The following is a 22,683-nucleotide window of genomic DNA, read 5'->3' as shown; positions in this document are numbered from 1 at the left end:
ACCTCCGGGCCCGAGATGACTGTCGGTGCTGGGTGGTTTGCTGTGCTGTATGACGCTGGTGAATTGGGAACGTTTACCGGGCGAGACGGTGGAGGAGTTCGTCGCGGCGATGCTGCTGCTCCGATATCCACACGGTAACCGGATCACTCCCTCGCGCGGGGACCGCGGCGTCGACATTCGGGTCGCCAACCCGGATGGCTACGACATTTACCAGGTCAAACGCTTCTGCCGACCGCTGACCTCCCGGCAAGTCACCGACGTGGAGAACTCCTGGCAGCGCTTCGTCGATGAGACGCTGCCGGCGCTGCCGGTCCGCTCATGGACGCTGGTCACGCCGTGGAATCCCACCCATGAGCGGCTGGCGTGGCTGGAGCGGCTGACCGCGGGCAGCGGGCTGCGCATCAGCTGGATGGACCGCGACCATCTCGACGGCATGGCGGCCGACCACCCGGCGCTGATCGCGTACTACTTCGGCGACGGCGGCGAGCGGATCCAGCACCTGATGGCGCAGGCGCTACAGGGCGGGCGAGACATGCCCGACCCCAGCCATGTTCCGGCCGAGAACCTGCTGACAGCCGCGATCGAACGCTATGAGGGCCTGGCCGCGGCCATGACCGACCTCGATCCGTTCTACCGCTACGAGTTCGACGTACGCGAGGGGCCGGTGAGCGAGCAGCCCTGGGACGGGGACGTGCTCCGCGACGACCTGACCGCCTTCGTGCGCTACCTGCAGCTCAACGAGCGGCACTACCTGGTGATGCGCCTGGTGGCGCGAGCGGTGGAGTCGTTCAGCCTGCGTCCGATCACCGGCTCGTTGGAGCTGCAGGTGCCGGTCGACTCGGCCGAGCGGCAGGCGGTGGAGGAGTTCCTCCACTACGGCGCACCCTTCGCCGACATCGACGGCACGATCACCCACAGCTCGGGACCGCCCGGCCTGCCGGATGAGTCGGGCCCCGGTCGGCTGAGCTTCATGGTCGCCGCCGGTGCGGCCGGTGATCGGCCTGATCTGGAGCTCCGACTGATCGCCGCAGACGGCACCGTGCTGCATGCGCTGGATCTGGTGCAGGTGCGCACCTCACGCGGCTTGGACGGCCCCGGCATCTGGCTGGCCGGCCAGGACTCCGGCGGCCTGCTGCACCTGCAATTCCTGGTTAACGCCGGTGACCGCGACACCTTCCGCCTGCAGGTGGATCTGGACGATCTGGTCGGCAAGACCCCGGCCGAGGTGTTGCCGGCGATGCGCCTGCTCGCGGCCCTGGCGCCGGACACCGCCCTCCTGCTGGCCGTGCGCGGCGGCCCCGCGTACTCGCCCCGATGGCAGCCGGAGGCGTCCTCCCTGGCGCTTCATGCCCGCCGGCAGCTCCGCGTCCTGGAGGCGTTGCAGGTGATCCAGTCCCACAGTTACCAGCGCATCGTGATTCCCGCGGCCAGCCGCACCTCCAACGAAGAACTTGCCGAGATCATCCAGCTGGCCCACCTGCTGCAGGGCGCTCAGGTCGAAGCGACGTGGCCGTATGTGGACTTCCCGATTCCCGCCGACGCCGGCCCGCCACCTGAGGGCGAGTTCTCCGTCGCCATCTTGCACGAGTTGAACGCGCAGGTGGGCGGCCGCCAGATCCCTCTGGGCATATACCAGTGCGTCACCTACCTGGCGGCGCGGATCGCTGGTCCGGCAGAGGCGGCAGCGGCCCAGGCTGGCGACAGCATCCGTCTGCTTCCTGGCTCCACCGACCGAGCATTGATCACCGCTGTATCGGCCGCCGAGGCCCTCGCCGCTTTCGCCGCGCGCGACGGCGCGCCGCCGACCGGATAGCGCCTGCGGCACGCTGGCCGTCGTCCGTCATTATCCGGTGCACTGGCCAGCTCTCCGGCCTGCCATCGAACTGGCGTCGGCCAGCTTGATGGCCCAGCGGCGGCCTCGTGCAGCTGGGCGGCACCGTCGAGGTTGATCACGAGCGTGTCCGGTGGCAGGGTGGCGGCGTGGTGGGCCGAGCCCCAGGCGCCCGCCTCCTCCGCGTCCAGGAAGGCCACTGTCAGCTCCAGCGCCCCGGGTGGCGCAGCGGCCGCCAGCACGCGGGCGGCCTCCAGGGCCGCGGCCGCGCCGGAGGCGTTGTCGGCGGCCGCAGGTAGGCGCCGGTCGGGATCGTCGCCGACGCCGTCGTAGTGCGCGGTCAGCAGTACCCGCAGCCCGGCCTGCGCGCCGCCGTGACCGGTGCCGCTTCGGTGGCTGCCGGCCTCAGCGTTGGCCTCGGTGCTGACCTCGGTACTAGGAGGCGCGGGAAGCGGGCGTAGACGTTGGGGGCTCGGGTGGTGATCTGTCGCAACGGCATCGAGCCGGTCACCTGAACCGGGCCACCGTCCAGCGCTTCGGCCAGATGCCAGTGGACCTCGGGGTGCACGGCGATGATGGGCACCGCGCGGGCGGGCGGCCCGGCGATCATCTTGGGCATCCAGCCGTCGGTGTCGGTGCCGCGTACGGTCAGCACTCCGGCTGCGCTCTGTGCCTCGGCCAGCTCGCACGCTCGCCCCCAGGTGGTGGCGTCGGCCAGCACCCATCGGCCGCGCAGGCCGGTCTCGGAGTCTGTCTCGGGGACCTTGGTCAGGAGGGCGGTGCGCGGGTGTGGCAGTTCGGTAGAGGCCAGGTGCTCGACGAAGTCGCGGCGGTGTTCCAGGCACCGCGTCTGCCCGGCGCCGCTCCATTTGAGCATGGGCGTCGCGTACAACTCGCGCACCCCTGCCACCTCGAACTCCGACAGCTGCACCTGGGCGCCCAGCTCGCCGAGTCGCTCGGCGAGCTAGAAGGCGGCGGCGCGGCCGCCGGGCGAGCCCACGCGCCGCCCGGCATACCGGTCACCCGCCAGCTCGCGCACCGTGGCGTGCATGCGGCCTTGGCCGCGAGCGGCGCCGCGCCAGCACGCGGGGCCCCGCTCGGAGCTGGTCCCACTCATCGACGCCACCACTCAGGCCAGCAGCTGACGCGCCAGTTCCAGACCTTTCTGCACGGCCGGGCGTGGACGCACGCCGAAGGGCCGGTGGCGTTGTTCGAGCAGTCGGTGGCGTGGTTGCGGCGGCATCGGTGCCGAGCCCCGAGCACATCTGCCCCCACACCGGCCGGCTCGCCTCGGCTACGACCGCGTCCGCGTCCTCCTGGAGCACTACACCGGCCTGGACCTCACCAACTCCGCCACTCAGCCGCCACCCACTCGGCGAAGCCAAAGTGCCTTGGCCACCTCGTCGCGGACCTCGTCGAGGTCGGTGCTGGCGAAGATCGGTCGGTTGCTGAGAAGCACAGCCGATGGTCCCCGGTCCCCGCGCCGGCGTTCCAGGTAAAACGACGCACACGGGCCGGGCTGGTTGCCGCGACTCTCAGGAGGCGTTCGCCCGGAAGGAGGAACGGTAGGACTGCGGCGTGACGCCGACGACGCGTTTGAACCGCTCCCGGAAGGCGGTGGCCGAGCCGAAACCGGCCTGCGTGGCGATGCGTTCGACGCCGTGGTCGGTGGTCTCCAGCAGGAACTGCGCCCGCCGTACGCGTGCCCGCAGCAGCCACTGCAGCGGGGTGGTGCCGGTCTGCTCGCGGAAGCGCCGGCTGAAGGTCCTCGCGCTCATTCCGCTGCGCACGGCCATCTCCGCCAACGTCACCTCCTGGGCGAGGTTGTCCTCGATCCACGACAGCACCGGCTCCAGCAGCGAGCCCTGGGGGACCGGCGGCTGGGGGTGGAGGATGAACTGTGCCTGCCCGCCCTCCCGTTCGAGGGGCATCACCGACAGCCGGGCCGAGTCCGCGGCGACCGCCGAGCCGAAGTCGCGCCGGACGATGTGCAGGCACAGATCCAGGCCGGCGGCGGCCCCGGCCGAGGTCAGGATCTGGCCGTTGTCCACGTACAGGACGTCAGGCCGTACGTCCACTCGTGGGAACAGCTGGGCCAGCCGGGGAGCCGCCATCCAATGCGTGGTCGCGCTCAGCCCGTTCAGCAGCCCGGCCACGGCAAGGGTGAACGCTCCCACGCAGATGGAGGCGATCCGGGTGCCGGCGGTCGCGGCCGCGCCCAGGGCGTCGAGCACCTCCGGGGTGGGCGCGGTGGCCTGCTCGGAGCATCCCGGCACGACGATCGTGTCCGCCTCCCGCAGCGCCTCCAGACCGTGCGGGGCGATGAGCGTGAAGGCGTCGCTGGTCACCTGCGGCGTCGCGGCGCAGACCAGCACCCGGTACGGCCGGCGCCCGTCGGCCAGCCGGGCACGCCCGAACACCTCGATCGGCGTCGCCATGTCCGCCGCCACCACATGGTCCAGAGCCAGGATCGCCACCGTGTGCACCAGGACACGGTAGACGAGAACCCGCCAGCCACAAATCCACAGGTGAGGCCGCTGACCCGGTCGTCTGCGCAGATGGACTGCGATGGCGAGAATCCGTTGGAAATTGTCGATTCAGCCCATGGGGCGCCCCCGGACGGCCTGTCTAGCCTTGCGCTGCGAGATCCCGAACGAGTGAAGAAGGAGCAACGCTGATGCACGCGCAGGTCGTCCTGTTCGACGGTTTCGACCCCTTGGACGTCATCGCCCCCTACGAGGTGTTGCAAGCTGCGGGGATGTACGCCGGCGGAGCAGTGACCGTCGAACTGGTGACGGCCGAGGGCGCTCGCGAGGTTGTCAGCGGTACGCCGCCCGTGGCGCTGCTTGCCAGCGGTGTGCTCGATCCGGCCGCCGCCGACGTGGTCATCCTGCCCGGCGCGGCCGGTGGGCTGCCCACCGAGAGGGAGGTCAGCGAGGAGGAACGGCAGCGCTCCATCCCCGCGATCCTCGGCCGCGCGCTGGGGACGGGGCTGCCCGCTCTGGCCAAGGAGGCCCTCGAACGGGAGGACACGCTGGTCGCCACCGTCTGCGGCGGCTCCTTGATCCTTGCCATGGCCGGGCTGATCGAGGGCCGCCATGCCACCTCCCACCATCAGGGACTGGATGTCCTCGGCGCCGGCGGCGTCCTGCCGGTGGCGGCCCGGATCGTCGACGACGGCGACCTCGTCACCGGCGGCGGTGTCACGTCCGGCCTCGACCTTGCCCTCTACCTCCTGGAACGCGAGGTCGGCCCGCAGATCGCGCATGCGGTCGAGACTCTCTTCGCCCACGAGCGCCGCGGCGTCGTGTGGTCCAGCCGGGGCCACGCCCCCGCACTCTGACCGCCGCCATCCACCACAGCCAACCGAAGGAAGTACACCGCTCACCATGTCCGCCACCGAACGCGGCCGGAACCGCTCGATCACCGACAACTCCAGGGGCACGGTCGGCGCCCCGATGGAGCGGAAGGCAAGCCGGTGACCAAGTTCCTCCTCTCCGTCCACGTCCTGGCCGCCATCATCGCCGTAGGCCCGGTGACCGTGGCAGCCAGCATGTTCCCCGCCGCGGTGCGCCGCGCCCACGCAGTCGGACCTGACGCTCCCTCACTCGCCACCGTCCGGCTTCTGCATCGCATCTGCCGCGTCTACTCCCTCGTCGGCTTGGTCGTACCGGTCTTCGGCTTCGCCACTGCCAGCAGTCTCCGCGTCCTCGGCGACGCGTGGCTGATTGTCTCGATCGCACTCACCGCTGCCGCGGCCGGCGTCCTGGCGCTGCTCGTCCTGCCGGGGCAGGAGCGCCTGCTCGCCGCGCTCGAGGGAGCCTCGACCGGAGGGGGGTCCACGGCGCGCCTGGGCATGCTGACCGGCGTCTTCAACCTGCTGTGGGCCGTCGTGACGATTCTCATGATCGTCCGGCCCGGCTCCACCACGGGAGTGTGAGCGTGAGCCGTACCAGGAAGCCCTTGCGCATCGCCGCCGCGGTCGAACTCGTCTCGCTCATCGTCCTGCTGGGCAACCTCGCCACCGTGCACCTGCCCGCCATCTCGTCGCTGGCAGGCCCCGTCCACGGCTGCGCGTACCTGTTCAGCGTCGTCGCTGCCGCTCGCGACCGGCAGCGCACCCTCACGGCCGTCGCTCTGGCCTGGCTGCCCGGGATCGGCGGGCTGCTGGCCCTGCGGCTCCTCGACAGGACGGCGGAGCGGGCCGAGCAGGCCCGCCTCGACTGAAGCACCCCTTGCTCAGAACGGACCACCACACCCATGTCCATCGTCATGCCGATCATCATCGGGCTGATCTGCGTCACCCTCATCTCTCTGATCCCCGAGCCGCATCGACGCCAGGTCAACGCCGTGCTGGTCGCCGGTGCGGGCGCCGCCTACCTCAGCGGCGGCGGCCTCGGCTACGGGGAGTTCCTCCTGCCGGTGGTGATGACCTATGTCGCCTACCGGGGGCTCGGCAGCTGGACCTGGATCGGCATCGGCTGGCTGCTCCACACCGCTTGGGACGTCGTGCACCACCTCAAGGGGAGCCCGATCCTGCCCTTCGCCGAGCACTCCTCCTTCGGGTGCGCCGTCTGCGACCCGGTGATCGCGCTGTGGTGCTTCGCGGGCGGGCCGCCGATCTTCGACTGGGTACGTGCCCGCCTGGTCCGCAGGTCCGCGACGCCGATCAGCCCTGCCAGTGAGTGACCCACGTAGTTCCGCACGGTCATGGCAGGCGACTATCCGCCCCGTCCGTCACACGCCAAGGCCGATTACAGTTGCCACACGTGATGATGAAAGGGGCGGCGAGAGGCTGATGCCGGATTTCGTCGTCGGCGTACGCGTGGCTCTACCCCGGGGTGGACACGCCCCGCCCGGACGGCAGCGAGGTGTGGCCGGATGAGGTCGACCAGGCGCTGAAGGAGCTACGCGAGGCGACCCGGCCGCTGCTGGCCCATTGCGCGAAACCTTCGCCGAGGCCGGACGTCTGGGGTAGCCCACTGGTCGCCCACAGGAACAAGGCCGCGGCCGCCTACGACGCCGCGGTAGCGCGGGCCGCGTCACGTTAACGGTCGGTGCTCGAGGATCAGGCGGCCGAGCTGACCGAGCTGTACCGGCGGGCGTGTGTCGGTCCGCTACGTGGCCGCCGCCGCGGCGGCGGTCGACGCCGTGGTGGCCGGCACCGACACGGGCCAGGCTGTGCGAGAGCTGAGCCCCGTCGAGGGGACGGTGTGGCCGTGGGCGCCTGAGCCGCCGCCGGCGATCGGAGTGCAGGAAGTCGATGCGAGCCTGGCCGAAGCCCACCCATGCGGCCAGGCCGCCGGCGGGAAAGGCGAAGAACCGGCGGCGCACCAAGAGCGCCAAGCCCAGCGGCCAGACGGAGCCGCCGCTGGAACCCGAGGCGGCACGGTTGATGCGGTACGGCGCGAAACTGGCCGAGCTGGTGGCCGGCGGGCTCGAACCAAGGAAGTGGTGTCCTCGCTCGTTATCCAGCTCGACCCAGCGCGCCGGATCTGGATTCTCGCGGTTCGAGAACTGATCGCCTTGCCTGCCGCTACCGTGCGGCCGGCGGACGGACAGGGTATACCGCCTCGGGCTTGCCGATGCCCAGGTCGTTGGCCGCTTTGTTCAGCAGCTTCCGCAACGGATCGCCCTCGATCATGCGGCTGATCGCGTGGCCTGCCTGGATCAGCATCACGGCCGTCCAGATCTCGTCTGCCGATCCCTTTCCGTTGGCATTCCGCGTGAGGAGGAACTTCCCGCTCTCCTCGTTGAACCTGGTGTAGGAATCAGCCGAGTTGAGGTTGGCGTGCGAGTACCCCGACAGGTACTTGAACACGACGTACATGTCGGGCTGATCAAACGCCTTGGTCCGCTCGAGGAAGTTGTCGAACTCGTGGGCCATACGCCCGATCTTCTGCGCGTCAGGGTCGGTTTCCGGCACTGGAGAGGGCTTCTGATCGGTACCAGGAGGGACCGCCCAGTTGGCGGTCTGGGCGTGCTTGACCAGATTGAGGTGGGACCGGTGCGCGGCCAACTCCAGGGCCCTCAGTCCCTCCTCGCCAGCGTCGGCCAGCCACACCATGGCCAGAGTGTGATCGAAAATGTTTCGAACGGTCGGGGCGAGTTCGACGGTGTAGCCGCGGCTGATCCCGTCCCAGAAGTTGGCGACGCTGCGGTTCACCAGCCGCCACCAGCCGTACATGGTCGGAAACACGGGCCGGTGGTCGTACAAGACGGAGACGTTGCCTGCGTCGATGAGCGCGTCGGACGCCTTCATCAGCTCGGCGGCGAAGTACTCGGCGCGCTTCAGCGTGGCGCGGCTGTTGGAGAACTTGTAGGTCAAGTAGGACCTCTACTTTGGGGCGGCGGCGTACGGCCGGAGGCTCCGGGGGTGGGCGGGCCTCACGATCAACGCTAGAGGCAGCGGCCCTCTCGTTTGTAACGCCGGATCGCCGCCCCCGCCTACAGCCGCGCTCAGGTGCCCGAGCCGGGCAAGAGCTACCGCGCCTCGATCTGACCGATGATCAGCGCGACCCACCCATCGACCACAGGGACCAGCGCCGCGAGAGTACGCCGGGCGATCTCGCCCGTGTTGTCGTACGGCCCGGCTGGCGCCGTGGGCAACCCGTCGACGGGCACCAGGAACCTGGGCGCGTCGGAGCTGCGCGGTGGAGGCCTCGGCAGCCTGCTCCCACTCGGCCTGCGCCAGGCCATGGGTCACCGATGGGAGATGCTGCGCAGTCGAAACAGTTGGAATCCCTGCCGATCACAAGTGTGGTCGCCACGGTGCGCCAGAACTGCCCGCTGATGGAGCCAGTGATGACGCGCGGCCCCTGGCTGGCTGATGGTTGGCTTCGCGCGTGGCGTTCAACAGGCGCAAGCCCTCCCCTCCAGCGGTGGCTTCCCCAGAAGCGCTGTTTTCCGCGCTGCCAGCTGATCCGTCAGCGCCGCAGGACCTGTGGGTGCGACAGGCCGAAGTGCTGCGGGCCGATTACCAGGCGACCCGTTTGATCCCGACATACGTCCCAGTCCGTTCACACACAACAACAGCCGTCTCTGCAGGACCATCGGGTCGATGGACGATGCGCGAGGCCAGAGGGCTCCTGTGAGCTGGCTAAGAAGAAGTGTCGTAGCCCGACGACATGCTGAGGTGTCCCCTTGGCCGTCTGGACGAAGGTAGGGATCAGTGACTCGGCTACGTGATCGGATCATGGCGGCAAGCGCATCGGCGCCCAGCTATTACGACCTAGCGATGGCAACGAGCCGAATTCTCGGTGGGGAAGGGGGCCTTGAGCCCTTCCATGATCTTCTAGGCAGGCCCGGGGGTGAGCGTACTGCTCGCAGCATCCGGCCAAAAACCGGCAAGGGTCTCCGTACGGACATGGTCGGCAAGGCCAAGGTTATCGCGGCTGAGAACGTCGCCCGCTACCTCACTGAGACCTACTCCTCCCCTCACGACCTCTACACGATGCTGTCGACGGTGAAGGTCGTGCCGCCGCACGAGTTCACGTTCGTGGAGGCGCAGGGCATCGACAACTGGATGGGCTATCACTCCTTCGGCTGGGGGGTGTACCGCCAGCCTCGTGCCGAGGGCGGCTGGGTGATGGATGCGACGCTGTTCATTGAATGGGACAAGGGAAAGCCTTTCGTCCTTGCCCTGATGACGTGGCTTCTGGAAGAAGATGGCCGTTATATCCCAGAGGCTGGACTGCCCGCCCCCGGCCCGTACACCAGGATGTCCTATCCCATGGATCCCGATCACCCGGGAATCGTCGAAAACCTCTGCGAGTCTCTGTTCATGCGTTACGGCATCGCCCCAGCCACCCTGGCCATGACGTTCGGGCTGATGCATAGCAAGAACGTCGACGTCGAACTGCAGGTCCCGGCCGAGAAACAGTCGCGAGCGCATCTCAGGCGTCGAGGTGTCTCCCTGACCCGGTACTCCGTCTTGGACATCCATCCGGTGACCCGGGCGCTGGAGCGCGACGGGAAGGCCAGCACCGACGGATTGGGCACCGCACTTCACATCTGCCGTGGCCACTTCAAGACCTATCGGCACGAGGCGCCCCTGTTCGGCAAGCTGTCAGGCCAGTACTGGTGGAACGAGCACCAGCGCGGCAAGGCAGAGCAGGGCGAAGTTCATTCCAGCTACCGTGTCCACCCCGCCGCTGACGACGCTCGCGTGGGGCGAGTCTACGAACCGGTCGACGAGCACGCCGAACTCGCAGCAACCACCTGGGAAGGAAGCGGGCGCGATCCTGATCTGTCCGGACGGGGACTGCGCGCCCACAACCGCGTCCAGAACCAGCTCGCCGAGGCATTGCTGGCGGCCGGTCTGACCCCACTGCGCCCCGCCCCGCACGAGAATCAGTACGACCTCGGCTGGCTCTTGGGCGCCAACGACCTCTACGTCACCGAAGTCAAGAGCCTTACCGACGCCAACGAGATCCAGCAGGTGCGACTGGCCATCGGCCAGGTGCTTCACTACGCGACGGGACTCGCCACTCCAGGGCGGCGAGTCCATCCCGTCATCGCCTGCGAACGTGAACCAGCCGACGGCAACCTCGTCCGGACATGTCATGACCACGGCATCGCAATCCTGTGGCCTGACCGGTTCGCTGACTGGATCAACGACCAGAAAGAGAAGGAGGAGATGAGCGGTGGAGCGTCTGCGAGGTGACCGAGACCGATACATGCCGAGTCTGCATGAGCACCTTCAGCTCACCGGCGGCGAGGATCGGCCGTTCTCCTTCGAGGAGGTCATCGCCGTCCGTAGCCGCCTGACTGGCGATGCCATGACCGATGTCCTGGAACGGGCGGGCCTTGTGAGGGTGATCGACTGGTCGAAGGTCGCGGTCTACACCGCTGCCCTCGCCCGACAGGGTTTGCGGCACGGCGACCTAGGCCCGGCCTTCAAGGTCGCGCTCACTTCGGTGGGCGGCTCGGTACCCGCCGCCTGCGAGCGCATGATCGCATTGTTCGGTCGGGCACCGTCGCGGTCGTACGCGGCCAAGATCTACAGGACCTGGCAGGAACAGTCCAAGCAACGGCGGGCCGAAGCGATCCGCCAACTCCACGCACGTGGCCTTCTCCATCCCAGCTGAGCAGGTGAATCGCCCCGGGTTCATGACAGCGGGCGACAGCGCCACCCTGGCCTGCCCGCAGTGCGCATTCAATTACCTGCACCTCGACGTCATCCACGTCGCCGGCACGGTGAAGGGCGGTTACACGCCGGGGCCCGGGCTGGAGATCAACCCTCACCTGGCCACAGCATCTGGCAGCGACGAGGCAACTACCCTGCACGCGGGACAGAACCGCGGTGAGATGGTGTCGATCGGATACTGGTGCGAGCAGGGCTGCCGCGGACGAATTGTCTTGCGTCAGCACAAGGGCCAGATCTTCGCCAGCCTGCACAACGAACCGAGGGGACGCTCCGACGGCAGCGAGTTCACGAGTGAGGAGGAACCATCTTAAGAACCGCCGGACGACCTGCCTTAAGCTCCATCGACTGAAGGCTTGCCCACATCTCAGGACGGCGCACTCAGGTGGCTTTGGATGTCGGCCAGCCGCAGCGCCATAGTGATCACCACATGCAGGCAGTATGCGTAATGCTCGGCGGTGGGCGCATAGTCGAACGGGTGATGGATTGACCGCTCACCGTTGACAGAGTGGTCAACGATCGGCGTGAGTATCCGAAACTTGTGAAATGCGGCGTAATCGATGCCGAGGGTGGTGACCCGGAGAGCGCGCTGCGTGGCCAGCGTGATCTCGGTCAACGTCGTGATCTGCTTGGCCAGCTTGCTTCCATCACCCCTGAAGTCCTGCTCTGATCTGAGCACATTGGCGATCTCGTTCTCGCGCATCGGCCAGGACAAGTCGGGGCCGAAGCTGAATGGTGACGGCTCGAAGGTTTCGCCGACGTGTTCGTGCGACACTGCGTTCGCCGCGTCCACCAGGAACGCCATTGCTTCGATGCGCTCGCCGGCGGACTCGGCTGCCGCCGCTGCCTTCACCAGGTCGCGAACCGATTCTTGAGGGACAAGGTCTGCCATGTTGATCTCGGCATACTCGATGCCGAACACCTTCGGAGTGTTCTCCTCGAAGAAGGTCGCCGTGTCAGCGCGGGACTGCTCGATCCCCTGAGCATCGGGCCACGTATTGGCGTGCTTGAAGGCGTTGCGCCGATCGGTGAGCCTCTTGACTCCGTTCCTGCCGGCGAGTTCGACCCCTTGGCCGTTGTTGTTGCTCGGGTGCAACCCGTCGAAGTACTTAGGGACGAACGCCTTCTCCTTCACGCTCATCCCCAGGTGTTCGACGGCGAGTATGAGGAACAACTCGATGGCGTCGTGGAAGGTCAGCACGCAGGTGAAGCTGAAGGGCCGGGGCGCCCGCGACTGTTCGATGCCCTGCTGATGCAGCAGCCGGATGAAGGACAACCGTTCCATGGTCGGGGCATCAAGGGCGGGCGTGGTCATCGGCTCGAACCTCCTCGGCGCGGGGGAACGACACACTAGCCGCGTCTTCAGCAGCCGCGCACCAGGCTTTCCGTCGCGAACATGCACGCCACGTGACCGGCCAGCTCAGCCCTCGAACCCGATCATGATCGGTCGGTAAAATCCATGAGAGCCTGGGTGCGGTCGGCGCACTCCACGAGCGCATCCGCACCCGGCTGACACAGGGATCGGGCCGTGCTACCCGCGCCGGCAGCGACTACGCCGCCGTGATGGTGCTATCACCGGAACTGGTCAACTTCTGCTCCCAACGCGAGGTGCAGGAGGCGGTGCATCCAGAGCTGCGGGCCGAGATGCGCTTCGGCCTGAACAACTCCACCAACATCACCTCCGACGGCGTGAGCGAGAACCTGAGCCACTTCCGCCGCCAGGACTCCTCATGGCAGGAGGCCGAAGAGGACATCAGGCAGGACCGCGACGAGCGGCAGCGCATCCAGCTGCCGGAACCGACAAGCTCGCCGCCAGCGCGCCGGCCGAGGTCGCCGCCGTCGAAGCGGCATGGCAGGGCGACTGGGAGCGCGCCATTGAGCAGGCCCGTGTCGCGGTGGATGCTCTCAGCGGCGGCCCGGAGATCCGCCGCTATCAGGCGCTGTGGCACTATCTGGCCGCGTGCTGGGCGGTGATCGCCGCTCGCCAGCACCTCAGCCGCAGACAATCGTGGCTGGGGGTGGCCGCCCGCCACTTGCCAACAGTCATCTCACCTACGCTCGGCCGCGATCAGCGGCGGCCAGAAGCCCCGTTCTCGGCGATCGAGGCTCCACCATCGTCCGGCCGTGAACTGACGTTTTCTGGCGTCTACAGGTCCTCGACTCGCTGGCCTTCGCCAACGCCGGTGTTGGTGACACCGGGAACGGCCGAGCGCTCGGAGGTGAGCACGATCGTGTTGCGCGTGGTCACGAGCTCGGCAGGGATGTCGTTGTCGGCCACGATCAGCTGGATTCGGTCCTTGTATGCCTCGGTGAGGGTGGCCAGGCGGCTGTAGATACGGCGGCCGAGTTCGCGGTCCCGATCGACGGTGCCGATCGCTTTACGCGGGGAGTCGATGATCAGCAGGTTCGGCAGCAGGACGTCGGGATGGTCGAGCGCGGTGGTGAGCAGGGTCAGGTGGTAAGCGATGTTGAGCGCGGTGCTGGCGCCGCCTCCGCTGGCCTGTAGGTCTTCGAACGCGGTGTCTCCCACCAGCGGCAGGAAGGTGTCCGGATCGATCCGGGCGGTGCCGTCGGTGGGGATGCCGATCAGATTGACCTCGTCGGTGAACGCCGCGCTGATGTCCTCGAGCTGGGCGCCGCGGGCGCGGAGGGCCTTCTCCCGTTCGGTGATGTCGACCTTGAGCTGCCGGTCCCTCTTACGGTGGGCAGCGGCCTCGGCGCGGACCTGGTCGAGCCGCCGCCACATCTGCATGTGCCGGCCGGTCTCGTCGATGCCGTGGCGCAGGGATTCCGCCTGCCGGCTCAGCTGGGCGACCGCCTCGATCCGTGGGGAAGCCGCGCTGGCGGTCGCCTGGTCGTACTCGCGGTGGAGGGTGTCCAGGTGCAGGTCCGTGTGGCGGGCCGTCAGCCGGGCCTGTTCGAGCGCGGTGACGTCGGCGTGGAGCAGGGTTTCCGTTTCGACTATCTGTGCCCGGATTCGGTCGGCGTTCTGGTCGGAGGCGTGGACGTCTTCGATGTCGACCGGGGCGAGCGGCTGGCAGCACAGGCGGCAGTCCGTCTCGGCGACCTCGCGGCCGTCGAGGTCCTGCATGCAGCGCGGACAGGTGACGAATTCGAAGGGCGCGAGCAGCCCGATCGCGGTACTGCGCCGTTCGGCTTTGGCCAGGTCTAGGCGCAGCTGGGCGAGGGCGGCCTCGCGGCCGCGAACGGTGACCGCGAGCAGGTCGGCTTCTTCGTGCCGCTTCTTCGATGTGGTCAGGGCCTCGGATAGTTCGGCGCGGCGGTCTTCTTCCGCGCTGGTCAGCGCGGCGACTTCGTCACGGGTCGCTCGCAGCTTGTCCTCCTCCGCCGCGAGTTGCTGCACCAGATACAGGCGGCGGGCCCGCAGCTCGTCGACATCGGCGATGCCGGCGTCGCGGATGAACCGATCGATTGCGGCGGCGTCCTTGTCCAGTTGTTTGGCGAGGTCGCGGGCGATTCCTCGCTGGCGTTTCAACTCGACAAGTTCCGGGTCGATGAGGCCGAACATCAACTCGAACGCGGCGATGCGTTTCGGGTTGATGCTCGTGGTTTCGAGGTGCCCCACGACCGACCGGTCGATCTCCTTGGCCTGCAAAAAGCAGTACCGGAAGACGTCGTTGAAGGTCAGGGCGACAGTGCGGGAATTGACACCAGCCCGGGACGTCGGCACCCGTTCGACCGGGATCCCCAACGCCTCGAGCAGGAACCGCGAGATGGACGGCCCGTCGGCGGGCTTGGGACTGACGGCCCAGGTGTGTTGCACCAGATGCGAGCCCGGTTCGATGATCTCCACCACGCCGGAGTCGGCGCCAATTCTGCGGCGCAGGATCAGCGACGACTCCCCCGCCTGGATGGCGAGATCGACATAGGTGACGTGCTGGACCACCGCAGGGGTTAGGGCTGCGTTCCCGCCGAACGCATGCTTGATCAGCATCAGCAGCGTCGACTTGCCCATCGTCGTCGTGCCGGTGACGAACGTCAGCGGGGAGGTGAAGTCGAACGTGTGCGACGCACGGTTGGTCGACACGGTCAGGGACCGGATACGCAGGTGGGTGGCCATCTAAATCTCGCTTCTGAGCGGGAGCGCGACGACGTCCGGCAACTGTTCGTAGATGAGGTCTTTCAGATCCCGGCCGGGCAGGTCGAAGTGTGAGCGGAGGAATCGGGCCCGTTCGGCCACGACCGCCCACGGGCTGGTGCTCTCCAAGGCCGTGCCGAGGTCACGTCCGGCATCGGTCAGGGTGATCTCGGTGGAGCCGTCGACCCGGGCGAACGTCGCGAGGCGTTTACCGACCAACGCGCCGAGGATGGGGTAGTAGCGGTCGTCCCACGGCCCGTACTTGTAGCGGATCATGCGGCTCTCCACCGCCTGTCGCTCGTCGTCGGTCGGGGCGATCCCCGGCCCGGCGGCGCCGGCCGGCAGGAGGCGTTCGGCCATGACCGGATACCGGAGCAGGAAATCGATCTTCGCCAATTTGGTCAGGCCGCGGAATGGTTCGCCCGGCTGAGTGAACTGGCAGACGAGGATGAGGACCCGGGCCTCGTGATAGAGACTCTCCTGGCGGATCGCCAGGACAGCGGCAGCAGGCAGCGGAGCGGCCATCATCCGCTCCCCGGTCGCGAGAACCCGAACTTGCACATGTCGCTCAACTCGTAGGCGTACCCGAGGATGTGGAAGTCGTCGAGTGGCACGCTGATCTTCTTGCTGAGCTCCGCCCGGCGCAGTTCAGCATGCAGCAGCGCCTGGAACTGGATGCCGTGGTGACCGCTCTTGCCGATCAGCTGGGCACGGATCCGGCGGACGATGTCGAGGATCTCCATCTCCAACCGGAACTGCGTCTCGATGTCCTCCGGAAACCCGGTCCTCGCCTGCGGCCAGATGTGCAGCCACAGGTCTCGCAGGCCTAAGGCGTTGTCCCGTTCGTCATCGCCCATCAGGGCATCGCGCATCTTTTCGATGAGGCGATGACCGCCGGGGGCGCGTGGCGGCGTCTGCCCGGACCGCAGCAGCGACACCGGGTCGCCGACGGCGCGCCGCGTGCCGAGCCGGATCGCGTCCAGGACCGCGTCACGGGAGACGGTCCGCCGCTGGACCGTCTGCGCGATCTCCGACCGCGGGTCGTAGGCGCCGGGGCTGGTCAGATATTGGGCCAGGTCGACGGGCCGGCCGCTGTCGTCCCGGCTCGCTTCCGCGACGAGATCGACAACCGCTTTGTAGACGTCAGCGGCTGCCGATGGCGCGAAGCCAAGCGTGCCGGCCGCTGGTTCCACAATCTGCCGGATGTTGACGTCCCGGATGTCACGCTTGGCTGGCCGCTCGCAGTCGAACTGGCAGCTGCGCACGAACCGCAGGAGCATCTCGAACAGCCCTGCCGGCAGACCGGCCGGGTCGTGCCGTTTCGGTTTGGGCGGCACTGGTGCGGCGGGTTTGGGGATGTTGTCCAGGGCGGTGGACTTCGCCGCCATTTCCATCATGGCCCATGCCAGGTGCGCGATCAGCGCGGTTCCCCGCGGCGTGTCCAGCTCACCGGACCGGCACACGTCCAGCAGTGCACGCGGCGTGTAGTCACCCGGTCTGCCGCCCAATTGCGTGTTGCTGGCCAGCCGTACGACCGGCCGGCTGGTGTAGCCGAGCCACCGGTCGAACAGGTGCGCGATCCCGCCGTGGTCACACAGCGACTTCATCGTGGTGTACAGCGTCCGGTCGTGGTGCTTGACCGACACCAGCTCCAGCAGGGGCGGCCTGTCCCGCACGATAATGAAGTCTTCCTGCCACTCACAGATGATCTTCACGATCGACGTGTCGGTGTGCAGGCTCAGACAGTACGAGGCGATGATCTCGGTCTGGTAGTGGTAGTTGCCCTGGGTCGGCGCGCCCGCGTCCTCGGCCGGCCGCCGAAAGAGGTCCAGCTCGAGCTGACCGCTCAGGTCGACGACCCTGTGCTTCCGCCCGGCTCTTGAAACAGCGTCACCCGCCACGACGAGCGTCCATTCCACCTTCCTTGCAACAGGTAAGCGCAAACTCACGATCAGCGAACCCGATCACGGAGCGGTGCGCAATAGCCCGGGCGAAGGCTTCCTGCAGCGTGCGTAGCGCCAGTGGCCGCGCTTCAGCCCAGCCCTGGCGCAGGAAGTCCGGCACTGGGGCACCCGCAGCCAGACCGTCACCGGCTACCGCCGCAGCACGGGCTCGATGCACGGCGGCCCCGGAAGTAGGCGTAGGCCTCGCAATCGGTCTCGCATAGGGGGGCTGCCTGCCGGGATGGCCCGCGTGGTCACCGCACCTGTCCGGGCTGATCCATCTCCACACGGTGCGTTCGGCGACGCCCAGCCCATGGGGGCCAGCCGGACATGCTCACTCGTCACATTCCCGGTCGAGCGCAGTTGCTCCAACCAGGCTACGGTGGCCCGTCGCTTGTCAGGATCGACTCGCGCTGACATGGCGGCCTCCCCGCATCGGGCTCAACGACCTGCCCTGGCAGACGGTGATGCCAACACGCCCGCCATATCGGAAGGTGACAGGAAGGTCACATATTGTAGGAGTGTTTGTCGGATTGCGCCTCGATGGGCCTCACCAAGGGCATGCGCGTGAGGTCTCCGCTCGCCCCATGCCTTTCACGATGCGCTACCCGCCGCTGCCTGGCCTTCAACGAGCGCTTGCTGAAGGTCCCGTTCCACTTCCTGGAGTGACCTCGCCGCCAAGCTCACCGTTTCCGTGTATCCGGCATATGGCATGTCCTCGGGGCGCACGCCGTAGGGCAGCGCAAGTGACGACCACAGCTTCAAGACCTGCCCTTCGACGAACCTGGCCCGGGCACCTTTCATCGAGACCGAAGTGCCCAACGTCCACCCCGTGCTTCGGTGAAGTTCGATCCGCCGGCTGCCGACCTTGGCTATCCCGATCTTCGCGGCATCGAGCTGCTGGTGCAGCATGAGGTACACCAGGGCATCATCGTCGGCCTTGATGCCGTAATCGCCGCAATAGACACAGGCCCCGGTTCCGGCGTGCTTGATGCTGTCGAAGTGGGCTTGATCTCTCTGCGGCAGTCCGGATTAAGGCACCGCGACAGCCATCGCGTCTTCACGCCAGGGAACGGGACAAGTGGTTCTCCGCCGGCCAGCCGGAGCATGTCTTCCGCCTGCTCGGGCCTGATGGGCCCGTTTCGCCGGCACAGGTCGCAGCACTTCGGCTGGCCCTGTTTGATCGCTTTCTTCACGCTGGACAACGTGGGAGACGTCGTCCCCTTACAGTTCCCGCACACCGACTCCCAGGGCGTCCGGTTGTCCACGTAGGGGACGGTCGGCGCGAGGCCTCGAAGCGCCATCACCGCACGCGCCTCCGCCTCCGTCTTCTTCTCCGAACCACTGCAGGAACGGCACGGCCCCTGCGTTGAGCTTGGTGAGCACACGTTGCTGTATCGCGGAGATCTCGGCTGCCCGCACGTTGCGCAGTAGCCCGGCCAGGGCTTGTCCGCGCCGGGAAAGGGAACGGTCGGAATCCACCCTTTGGCTAGCATGAGGGCCTCGGCGACGTGGGGGTCGAGGGAGGCTGGCACAGGTGCCTCCAGGAGCACGGGATTGCCGATGCCTGGCAGGTTCGCAGACGCCGCCGACAATTTGGTCCGCTGCTGCCAGGTCGGGGATGGCGCAGTGGCCGCCTAGGGACGAAGGACAGGCGTCTTGCCGCAGTAAATGTCGGATTTACTGGGGCACCCCCGATACGATCATCAACACGCGCCTCATTCAGCCTGGAGCGTCCCCCAACACGTGACCCTCCGTCCGCGAGTCGAGGTGTACGCATTTACTGCGTCAACGATCGTGGAGCGTCATCGTGTACATGATCTACATCGACGACAGCGGGCAGAAAGAGGTCCGCCGCCGGCACATGGGCGAGCTTGTCTCGGTCGGCGGCGTGATCGTCCCCGAACCCGCAGTCGCCGGATTCGCGACCGCGCTCGACGGCATCCGCGTGGAGTTCGAGATCCCCGAGGGGGAGGAACTCAAATGGAAGCCACCCAAGAACACCTTCCAGGCGAAGGCGACCGGCCCGCTGATCACCGAACTGCGCCAGCGGATGCTTCAGGCCGCCATCGATAACGGCATCAAGTCGGCCGTCGTGGTGTGGGACCGCGGTCATGTGCCGTGGGAGAAGGCCCGCGTAGAACCCGAGATCCTCAAGTACCTCTATGAGCGGATCACGTCGTACCTGCGCGAGCGGGACGAAGTCGGCATCATCATCGCCGACCAGCCGGGCGGCGGCCGCAAGGACGAAGTGAAATGGCTGGCCGACACCCTCGGCCTGACCCGGGAAGGCACTCGCTTCGCCACACCCGATCGTGTCGTCTCGCCGATCCTGACCGCACCGTCCCATCACGTCCCGCACCTGCAGCTGGCAGACCTCGTCACCGCGGCCACCACCGCGGCGGTCGCCGGGCAGCCGGCCGGGACGAAGCTGGCGAAGTGGCTGAAGGAACTTGCCCGCACCAACGCGCATGGTCTCGTCGGCGGCGCGGGCGTGGCGCTGTGGCCGCCCGACTTGGTGGATCTGCACTACTGGATCTTTCAAGAGACCCACTACGCCAAGGGCTCCACCGGACATCCGATCGGTCCATCCGGCAACCCTTTCAGCGATCCTGGGCGGACCTACCAGCGCGACGACGGGCTCTCTGGCCCTGACGGCCCCACCAATGGGTCCCCTCTCACGACGGGGAGCAACTCGTGACCGTTCACGCCTTTGATCGCGTCATCCCCGCGACTACAGCACCGCCGTGGAGACATACATACCTTCGCTCGGCTGGAATCGCCGCCGGTACCTGGCGCTCGACGAGGCCCGCAACTTCTACGGACCCACGCTGGACCACACCGGCGTGCACGTGCTGAGTACCCACGTGGTGTCGGACCCGGACGCGGAGAGGCACGGCTCCTATCGGGCGACGATCGTCTTCCGGCAGGTGACCGACTGATGGGCGGCAACACGGCCGAGCGTTTCGCCGCCCTCATGCAGTGCCCGTGCCTCACCTGGTGCGCCCGCCGGGAGCTGGTGCGCCTAGCGGTCGATCGGAACGTCCGCACCATCATGGCCGCGTTCGACGAGCTGGGAGTCGCCTACGACCGGCAAGACCGGTGGCGGATCGCACTCTCGCCGACCTGGATGCAGGTTGTGCATTGGTCACCGACGTGATGCGTAAAGCGTGCGAGGTGGGACGAGCCGCGGCGGGTGAGGGCCGGTGAACGGAGCGCCCCCGCCGAACCTCGCCGAGTGCGCCAGCAAGCTCGCTGGCTTCTTCACCGGCCCTGCAGGCGACTTCCATATCGTGCTCGCCCAGCTCGTCCACCGAGGCGAGGTCCCCGGCCAGCTCGGCGGCCTGGGCCGCGACGCACTCGGCCTGCTCGGCGAGCTGGCGGCGCAGGCTGCGCAGCTCGTCGGCCTGGCGGTCGCGGACCAGCCCGGCGGCGTCCTTGGCAGCTTCCGCAGCCCCGCGGGCCCGCTCGGCGCGGGCGATGCGGTCTTCGACCTTCCGGCTGATCCGCTCGAGGTCGATGCGCGCGGTCAGCTCCCGTTCCTCGGCCAGCTTCGGGCCGCGCAGGCGCAGGCTGTCCGGGGCAAGGGCGGTGACCAGGATGGCGGGGCCGACGAGCGGGGTCACCACGGCCTGCCATGACATGACCTTGGGAGTTCGGCTCATTGTCGGCGCCGACGGATAACCTCGCCCCATGCGGCCCCCCGTCAAAGCTGACAGCGTGCGCAGAGCGATCGCCAGCTCGCTCGCCGAAATCAGCGCTTACCACTTGCCAGCAGCCTGCGAAGCTCTCGGCCTTGCACCTGGAACGGAGGAGGAGTCCTTTCGCAGCAAGTTCAATTACGTCATGACTCGCCTGCGCCCGTTGGGGATGCCTGAGTTGATCAGCATCGCGCGCGAGCATATCGATGAGCACGACGACCCTGCCCTGGAGTCGATCTTGGCCACGCTCGGCGCCAGTGGGGTCGACGGCGAATTCAAGAACCTGATCTTCGCGTCCATCGGTCCTAAGCCTGAATTCGTGCTGCGCAACGCCATCATCAACGACCTGGAGATCACCAAGAACGCAGAGCACTGCCTCATCTACTCACGTCCCCTCGGGACCGCGGGCCTCACCTGGCGTGATCTCACCGATTGGTGGAAGGCGACCGTCCCTGAACTGCGGGACGCTGACGAGATTCAGGTCTCGCGTCGCCTTTATGCACGGCTGAAAGCTTCTCTTGAATCGCCCCCCGAGCAGCTTCTCTTCAGCATCTATGCCGAGTTCCATACACGACCTGGCGGCGCTGACCTGCCTACCTTGATTCCTCAGGTTTATCTCCACTACGACCCTTACCTGCGGCGCGCGGCCTCAACTCCGGGCCCTCTCCCTCGTCAGCGCATGGACTTCCTTCTGTTGCTGCCCAACCGCAACTGGGTGGTCATCGAGATCGACGGAGTTCAGCACTACTCCAGGCTGGCCTCAGATGCGCCGCCTCCAGACTCGCCTGGCTATTTCGAGATGGACCCTGAGATTCGACGTCCCGACACACGCAAATACTCCGAGATGGTCACCGAAGACCGACGCCTTCGCTTGGAAGGCTACGAGGTCTATCGCTTCGGCGGCCAGGAGTTGACGGGTTCCAAGGGAACGCACATCACCAGAGAATTCTTCGCACGTCTACTCGCGCGCCATGAGATCGCCCTGCCTGAACCCGCGCAGCCGAGGAGCGAGCCCAGGCAGGGCTGAGGGTTCCGGGCGACGAGGGCCTGCGGGCCACAGATGATCAGATTAAGGCCACGCGTTAAGGGAAGGGAGGTATTCAATGGCAGAGAGCGAGTATGCTAAGGGTGAGCGAAAATTTCAAGATCTCCCTCTGAAGACGAGGGGTATCCTGTGGGAGCAGATTCCTGATTGTCGCCCCGCACTGCTGGCCCTAGAGGAAGACGCTCGGGCCGATGACGCCACGGTAGGGCCGTACCAGTACATACTCGAGGTGTCGTCTACTATCCTGGAGAGAGCACTAATCTCACATAACGAAGAGGAACTCAAGCGCTTCTTTGATGCTTGTGAGGCGCTTCTCGCTCACGGCAATGATTATCTTGCAGAGATAGTAGAAGACCTTGTCGCTAAAGATGTGATCAGGCGCTGGCGACAAGAGATTAAATATGTAGGGCCGCTGCTGCGTCAGATCATCCTGGATCGCCAGCAGCCGTCTGGAGAGTAAGCTCTTCGCGGATGCCAGTCTCTCGCTAGCAGCCGTAAAGTAGGTGCCTCCGGCACATGCTTATCCGCCGACGCCGCCTTGCTCACCATGGCTATGCGCCACATGCGGCGGCAGGTATCGAGGATGGGGGAAACCCGTCACGATCACGGCCCCGCCCAAGCACCTCATCACCGACGACTGGTGATCAACGACCTGCAGAACACCACGCTCAACGTCAACACCAAGTTCTGCACGGTTGCCGCGGAAATCAACTGATCCGCCGCGCGTCCGATCTCGTCTCGCAGCTTCGCTCTCACTACCGCTCGTACAACACCTCTCGCAGCAGGTCGTGCGCTAGGCATCGTCCCCCGTACTCTCGACTGGCCGCCGGGCCAGCTCCTGTCTGACGGCCGCGACTTCGGCCCGGGCGGCTTCTGCCTCGCGTCGGGCGGCGTCACGTTCGGCCTCGGTGCGCGCGGT

Annotated in this window: 25 protein-coding genes and 1 pseudogene; 16 read left to right on the top strand and 10 right to left on the bottom strand. The window is 67.1% G+C overall.

Going from position 1 to position 22,683, the window contains the following annotated elements; translation table 11 throughout:
• Positions 1-49: 49 nt before the first annotated feature.
• A complete protein-coding gene (locus ACWENQ_RS41020; RefSeq protein ID WP_449931431.1) occupies positions 50-1,813 on the top strand; it encodes a hypothetical protein in 1,764 nt (587 codons plus the stop codon).
• A gap of 164 nt (positions 1,814-1,977) precedes the next feature.
• Here ACWENQ_RS41020 and ACWENQ_RS41015 read toward each other — a convergent pair.
• From ACWENQ_RS41015 to ACWENQ_RS41000, 4 genes and pseudogenes are all read right to left on the bottom strand, one after another.
• A pseudogene (locus ACWENQ_RS41015) lies at positions 1,978-2,175 on the bottom strand (M28 family peptidase); the annotation flags it as partial.
• Complete coding sequence (locus ACWENQ_RS41010) at positions 2,172-2,732, bottom strand: hypothetical protein (protein WP_452419188.1); 561 nt, start codon at positions 2,730-2,732, stop codon at positions 2,172-2,174. The gene ACWENQ_RS41010 and the pseudogene ACWENQ_RS41015, both read right to left, overlap by 4 nt.
• Positions 2,733-2,795: 63 nt before the next feature.
• Positions 2,796-2,948 (bottom strand): hypothetical protein, encoded by a 153-nt coding sequence (locus ACWENQ_RS41005; RefSeq protein WP_449931429.1) that lies wholly within the window; start codon positions 2,946-2,948, stop codon positions 2,796-2,798.
• A 418-nt stretch (positions 2,949-3,366) separates the two neighbouring features.
• Positions 3,367-4,317: a GlxA family transcriptional regulator gene (locus ACWENQ_RS41000; protein WP_449931427.1), complete on the bottom strand. Its 951-nt coding sequence runs from the start codon at positions 4,315-4,317 to the stop codon at positions 3,367-3,369.
• Positions 4,318-4,508: 191 nt separating this feature from the next.
• On the opposite strand from ACWENQ_RS41000, the gene ACWENQ_RS40995 reads away from it, so the two are divergent.
• From ACWENQ_RS40995 to ACWENQ_RS40975, 5 genes are all read left to right on the top strand, one after another.
• The gene (locus tag ACWENQ_RS40995) at positions 4,509-5,174 is read left to right on the top strand and encodes a DJ-1/PfpI family protein (RefSeq protein WP_452419132.1); all 666 of its coding nucleotides are present in this window, start codon (positions 4,509-4,511) and stop codon (positions 5,172-5,174) included.
• Between the two features lie 135 nt (positions 5,175-5,309).
• Complete coding sequence (locus ACWENQ_RS40990) at positions 5,310-5,771, top strand: hypothetical protein (RefSeq protein ID WP_449931423.1); 462 nt, start codon at positions 5,310-5,312, stop codon at positions 5,769-5,771.
• Positions 5,772-5,773: 2 nt separating this feature from the next.
• Positions 5,774-6,058, top strand: a complete 285-nt coding sequence (locus ACWENQ_RS40985) for a hypothetical protein (protein ID WP_449931421.1) — start codon at positions 5,774-5,776, stop codon at positions 6,056-6,058.
• 33 nt (positions 6,059-6,091) lie between these two features.
• On the top strand, positions 6,092-6,520 hold the full coding sequence (locus ACWENQ_RS40980; RefSeq protein ID WP_449931419.1) for a DUF6010 family protein: 429 nt from the start codon (positions 6,092-6,094) through the stop codon (positions 6,518-6,520).
• 574 nt (positions 6,521-7,094) lie between these two features.
• The gene (locus ACWENQ_RS40975) at positions 7,095-7,352 is read left to right on the top strand and encodes a hypothetical protein (RefSeq protein ID WP_452419130.1); all 258 of its coding nucleotides are present in this window, start codon (positions 7,095-7,097) and stop codon (positions 7,350-7,352) included.
• Positions 7,353-7,367: 15 nt separating this feature from the next.
• Here ACWENQ_RS40975 and ACWENQ_RS40970 read toward each other — a convergent pair whose 3' ends face one another.
• Positions 7,368-8,159, bottom strand: coding sequence for a DUF5677 domain-containing protein (locus ACWENQ_RS40970; RefSeq protein ID WP_449931415.1), 792 nt, complete (start codon positions 8,157-8,159; stop codon positions 7,368-7,370).
• A 1,038-nt stretch (positions 8,160-9,197) separates the two neighbouring features.
• Between ACWENQ_RS40970 and ACWENQ_RS40965 the strand changes: the two genes are divergently transcribed.
• From ACWENQ_RS40965 to ACWENQ_RS40955, 3 genes are read left to right on the top strand one after another with little or no spacing between them, the layout of a single operon-like run.
• The gene (locus ACWENQ_RS40965) at positions 9,198-10,496 is read left to right on the top strand and encodes a hypothetical protein (protein ID WP_449931413.1); all 1,299 of its coding nucleotides are present in this window, start codon (positions 9,198-9,200) and stop codon (positions 10,494-10,496) included.
• Between the two features lie 13 nt (positions 10,497-10,509).
• Entirely contained in the window at positions 10,510-10,920 is a 411-nt protein-coding gene (locus tag ACWENQ_RS40960; protein WP_449931411.1) for a hypothetical protein, read from the top strand.
• The gene (locus ACWENQ_RS40955; protein ID WP_452419129.1) at positions 10,898-11,290 is read left to right on the top strand and encodes a hypothetical protein; all 393 of its coding nucleotides are present in this window, start codon (positions 10,898-10,900) and stop codon (positions 11,288-11,290) included. Before ACWENQ_RS40960 ends, ACWENQ_RS40955 begins: the two co-directional genes overlap by 23 nt.
• A 53-nt stretch (positions 11,291-11,343) precedes the next feature.
• Here ACWENQ_RS40955 and ACWENQ_RS40950 read toward each other — a convergent pair whose 3' ends face one another.
• The 5 genes from ACWENQ_RS40950 to ACWENQ_RS40930 all read right to left on the bottom strand — a co-directional run bounded on the left by ACWENQ_RS40950 (position 11,344) and on the right by ACWENQ_RS40930 (position 17,939).
• A complete protein-coding gene (locus ACWENQ_RS40950) occupies positions 11,344-12,291 on the bottom strand; it encodes a hypothetical protein (RefSeq protein WP_452419127.1) in 948 nt (315 codons plus the stop codon).
• 831 nt (positions 12,292-13,122) lie between these two features.
• Positions 13,123-15,057, bottom strand: a complete 1,935-nt coding sequence (locus ACWENQ_RS40945) for a hypothetical protein (RefSeq protein WP_452419126.1) — start codon at positions 15,055-15,057, stop codon at positions 13,123-13,125.
• On the bottom strand, positions 15,058-15,600 hold the full coding sequence (locus tag ACWENQ_RS40940) for a hypothetical protein (RefSeq protein ID WP_452419124.1): 543 nt from the start codon (positions 15,598-15,600) through the stop codon (positions 15,058-15,060).
• The gene (locus ACWENQ_RS40935; RefSeq protein ID WP_452419123.1) at positions 15,600-16,994 is read right to left on the bottom strand and encodes a dsDNA nuclease domain-containing protein; all 1,395 of its coding nucleotides are present in this window, start codon (positions 16,992-16,994) and stop codon (positions 15,600-15,602) included. The genes ACWENQ_RS40940 and ACWENQ_RS40935 overlap by 1 nt, the downstream gene beginning before the upstream one ends.
• Positions 16,995-17,612: 618 nt before the next feature.
• Positions 17,613-17,939, bottom strand: coding sequence for a hypothetical protein (locus ACWENQ_RS40930; protein ID WP_452419122.1), 327 nt, complete (start codon positions 17,937-17,939; stop codon positions 17,613-17,615).
• 895 nt (positions 17,940-18,834) lie between these two features.
• Between ACWENQ_RS40930 and ACWENQ_RS40925 the strand changes: the two genes are divergently transcribed.
• From ACWENQ_RS40925 to ACWENQ_RS40895, 7 genes are all read left to right on the top strand, one after another.
• Positions 18,835-19,719 (top strand): DUF3800 domain-containing protein, encoded by an 885-nt coding sequence (locus ACWENQ_RS40925; RefSeq protein WP_449931400.1) that lies wholly within the window; start codon positions 18,835-18,837, stop codon positions 19,717-19,719.
• Between the two features lie 46 nt (positions 19,720-19,765).
• Positions 19,766-19,960: a hypothetical protein gene (locus tag ACWENQ_RS40920; RefSeq protein ID WP_449931399.1), complete on the top strand. Its 195-nt coding sequence runs from the start codon at positions 19,766-19,768 to the stop codon at positions 19,958-19,960.
• Positions 19,960-20,178, top strand: coding sequence for a hypothetical protein (locus ACWENQ_RS40915; RefSeq protein WP_449931397.1), 219 nt, complete (start codon positions 19,960-19,962; stop codon positions 20,176-20,178). Before ACWENQ_RS40920 ends, ACWENQ_RS40915 begins: the two co-directional genes overlap by 1 nt.
• Positions 20,179-20,224: 46 nt before the next feature.
• On the top strand, positions 20,225-20,659 hold the full coding sequence (locus ACWENQ_RS40910) for a hypothetical protein (RefSeq protein ID WP_449931395.1): 435 nt from the start codon (positions 20,225-20,227) through the stop codon (positions 20,657-20,659).
• A 79-nt stretch (positions 20,660-20,738) separates the two neighbouring features.
• Complete coding sequence (locus tag ACWENQ_RS40905; protein WP_452419120.1) at positions 20,739-21,746, top strand: hypothetical protein; 1,008 nt, start codon at positions 20,739-20,741, stop codon at positions 21,744-21,746.
• Positions 21,747-21,822: 76 nt separating this feature from the next.
• The gene (locus ACWENQ_RS40900; RefSeq protein ID WP_449931391.1) at positions 21,823-22,224 is read left to right on the top strand and encodes a DUF7674 family protein; all 402 of its coding nucleotides are present in this window, start codon (positions 21,823-21,825) and stop codon (positions 22,222-22,224) included.
• Positions 22,225-22,317: 93 nt separating this feature from the next.
• Positions 22,318-22,479 carry a hypothetical protein gene (locus tag ACWENQ_RS40895; RefSeq protein ID WP_452419119.1) on the top strand — a complete coding sequence of 54 codons (162 nt, stop codon included), beginning with the start codon at positions 22,318-22,320 and terminating at the stop codon, positions 22,477-22,479.
• Positions 22,480-22,683 lie beyond the last annotated feature (204 nt).

Source organism: Nonomuraea sp. NPDC004354 (assembly GCF_053602555.1).
The sequence above is the reverse complement of the archived record's forward strand: the minus strand, read 5'-3'. Positions and strand labels throughout refer to the sequence as shown.

Bases quoted from the DNA above. Each gene is read 5' to 3' on its own strand.
- ACWENQ_RS40980 (WP_449931419.1), top strand. From the start codon at position 6,092: ATGTCCATCGTCATGCCGATCATCATCGGGCTGATCTGCGTCACCCTC.
- ACWENQ_RS40940 (WP_452419124.1), bottom strand. From the start codon at position 15,600: ATGGCCGCTCCGCTGCCTGCTGCCGCTGTCCTGGCGATCCGCCAGGAG.
- ACWENQ_RS40945 (WP_452419126.1), bottom strand. From the start codon at position 15,057: ATGGCCACCCACCTGCGTATCCGGTCCCTGACCGTGTCGACCAACCGT.
- ACWENQ_RS40960 (WP_449931411.1), top strand. From the start codon at position 10,510: ATGCCGAGTCTGCATGAGCACCTTCAGCTCACCGGCGGCGAGGATCGG.
- ACWENQ_RS40895 (WP_452419119.1), top strand. From the start codon at position 22,318: ATGCGCCACATGCGGCGGCAGGTATCGAGGATGGGGGAAACCCGTCAC.
- ACWENQ_RS40995 (WP_452419132.1), top strand. From the start codon at position 4,509: ATGCACGCGCAGGTCGTCCTGTTCGACGGTTTCGACCCCTTGGACGTC.
- ACWENQ_RS40915 (WP_449931397.1), top strand. From the start codon at position 19,960: ATGGGCGGCAACACGGCCGAGCGTTTCGCCGCCCTCATGCAGTGCCCG.
- ACWENQ_RS41005 (WP_449931429.1), bottom strand. From the start codon at position 2,948: ATGAGTGGGACCAGCTCCGAGCGGGGCCCCGCGTGCTGGCGCGGCGCC.
- ACWENQ_RS40965 (WP_449931413.1), top strand. From the start codon at position 9,198: ATGGTCGGCAAGGCCAAGGTTATCGCGGCTGAGAACGTCGCCCGCTAC.
- ACWENQ_RS40950 (WP_452419127.1), bottom strand. From the start codon at position 12,291: ATGACCACGCCCGCCCTTGATGCCCCGACCATGGAACGGTTGTCCTTC.
- ACWENQ_RS40975 (WP_452419130.1), top strand. From the start codon at position 7,095: ATGCGAGCCTGGCCGAAGCCCACCCATGCGGCCAGGCCGCCGGCGGGA.
- ACWENQ_RS40900 (WP_449931391.1), top strand. From the start codon at position 21,823: ATGGCAGAGAGCGAGTATGCTAAGGGTGAGCGAAAATTTCAAGATCTC.
- ACWENQ_RS41020 (WP_449931431.1), top strand. From the start codon at position 50: ATGACGCTGGTGAATTGGGAACGTTTACCGGGCGAGACGGTGGAGGAG.
- ACWENQ_RS40925 (WP_449931400.1), top strand. From the start codon at position 18,835: ATGATCTACATCGACGACAGCGGGCAGAAAGAGGTCCGCCGCCGGCAC.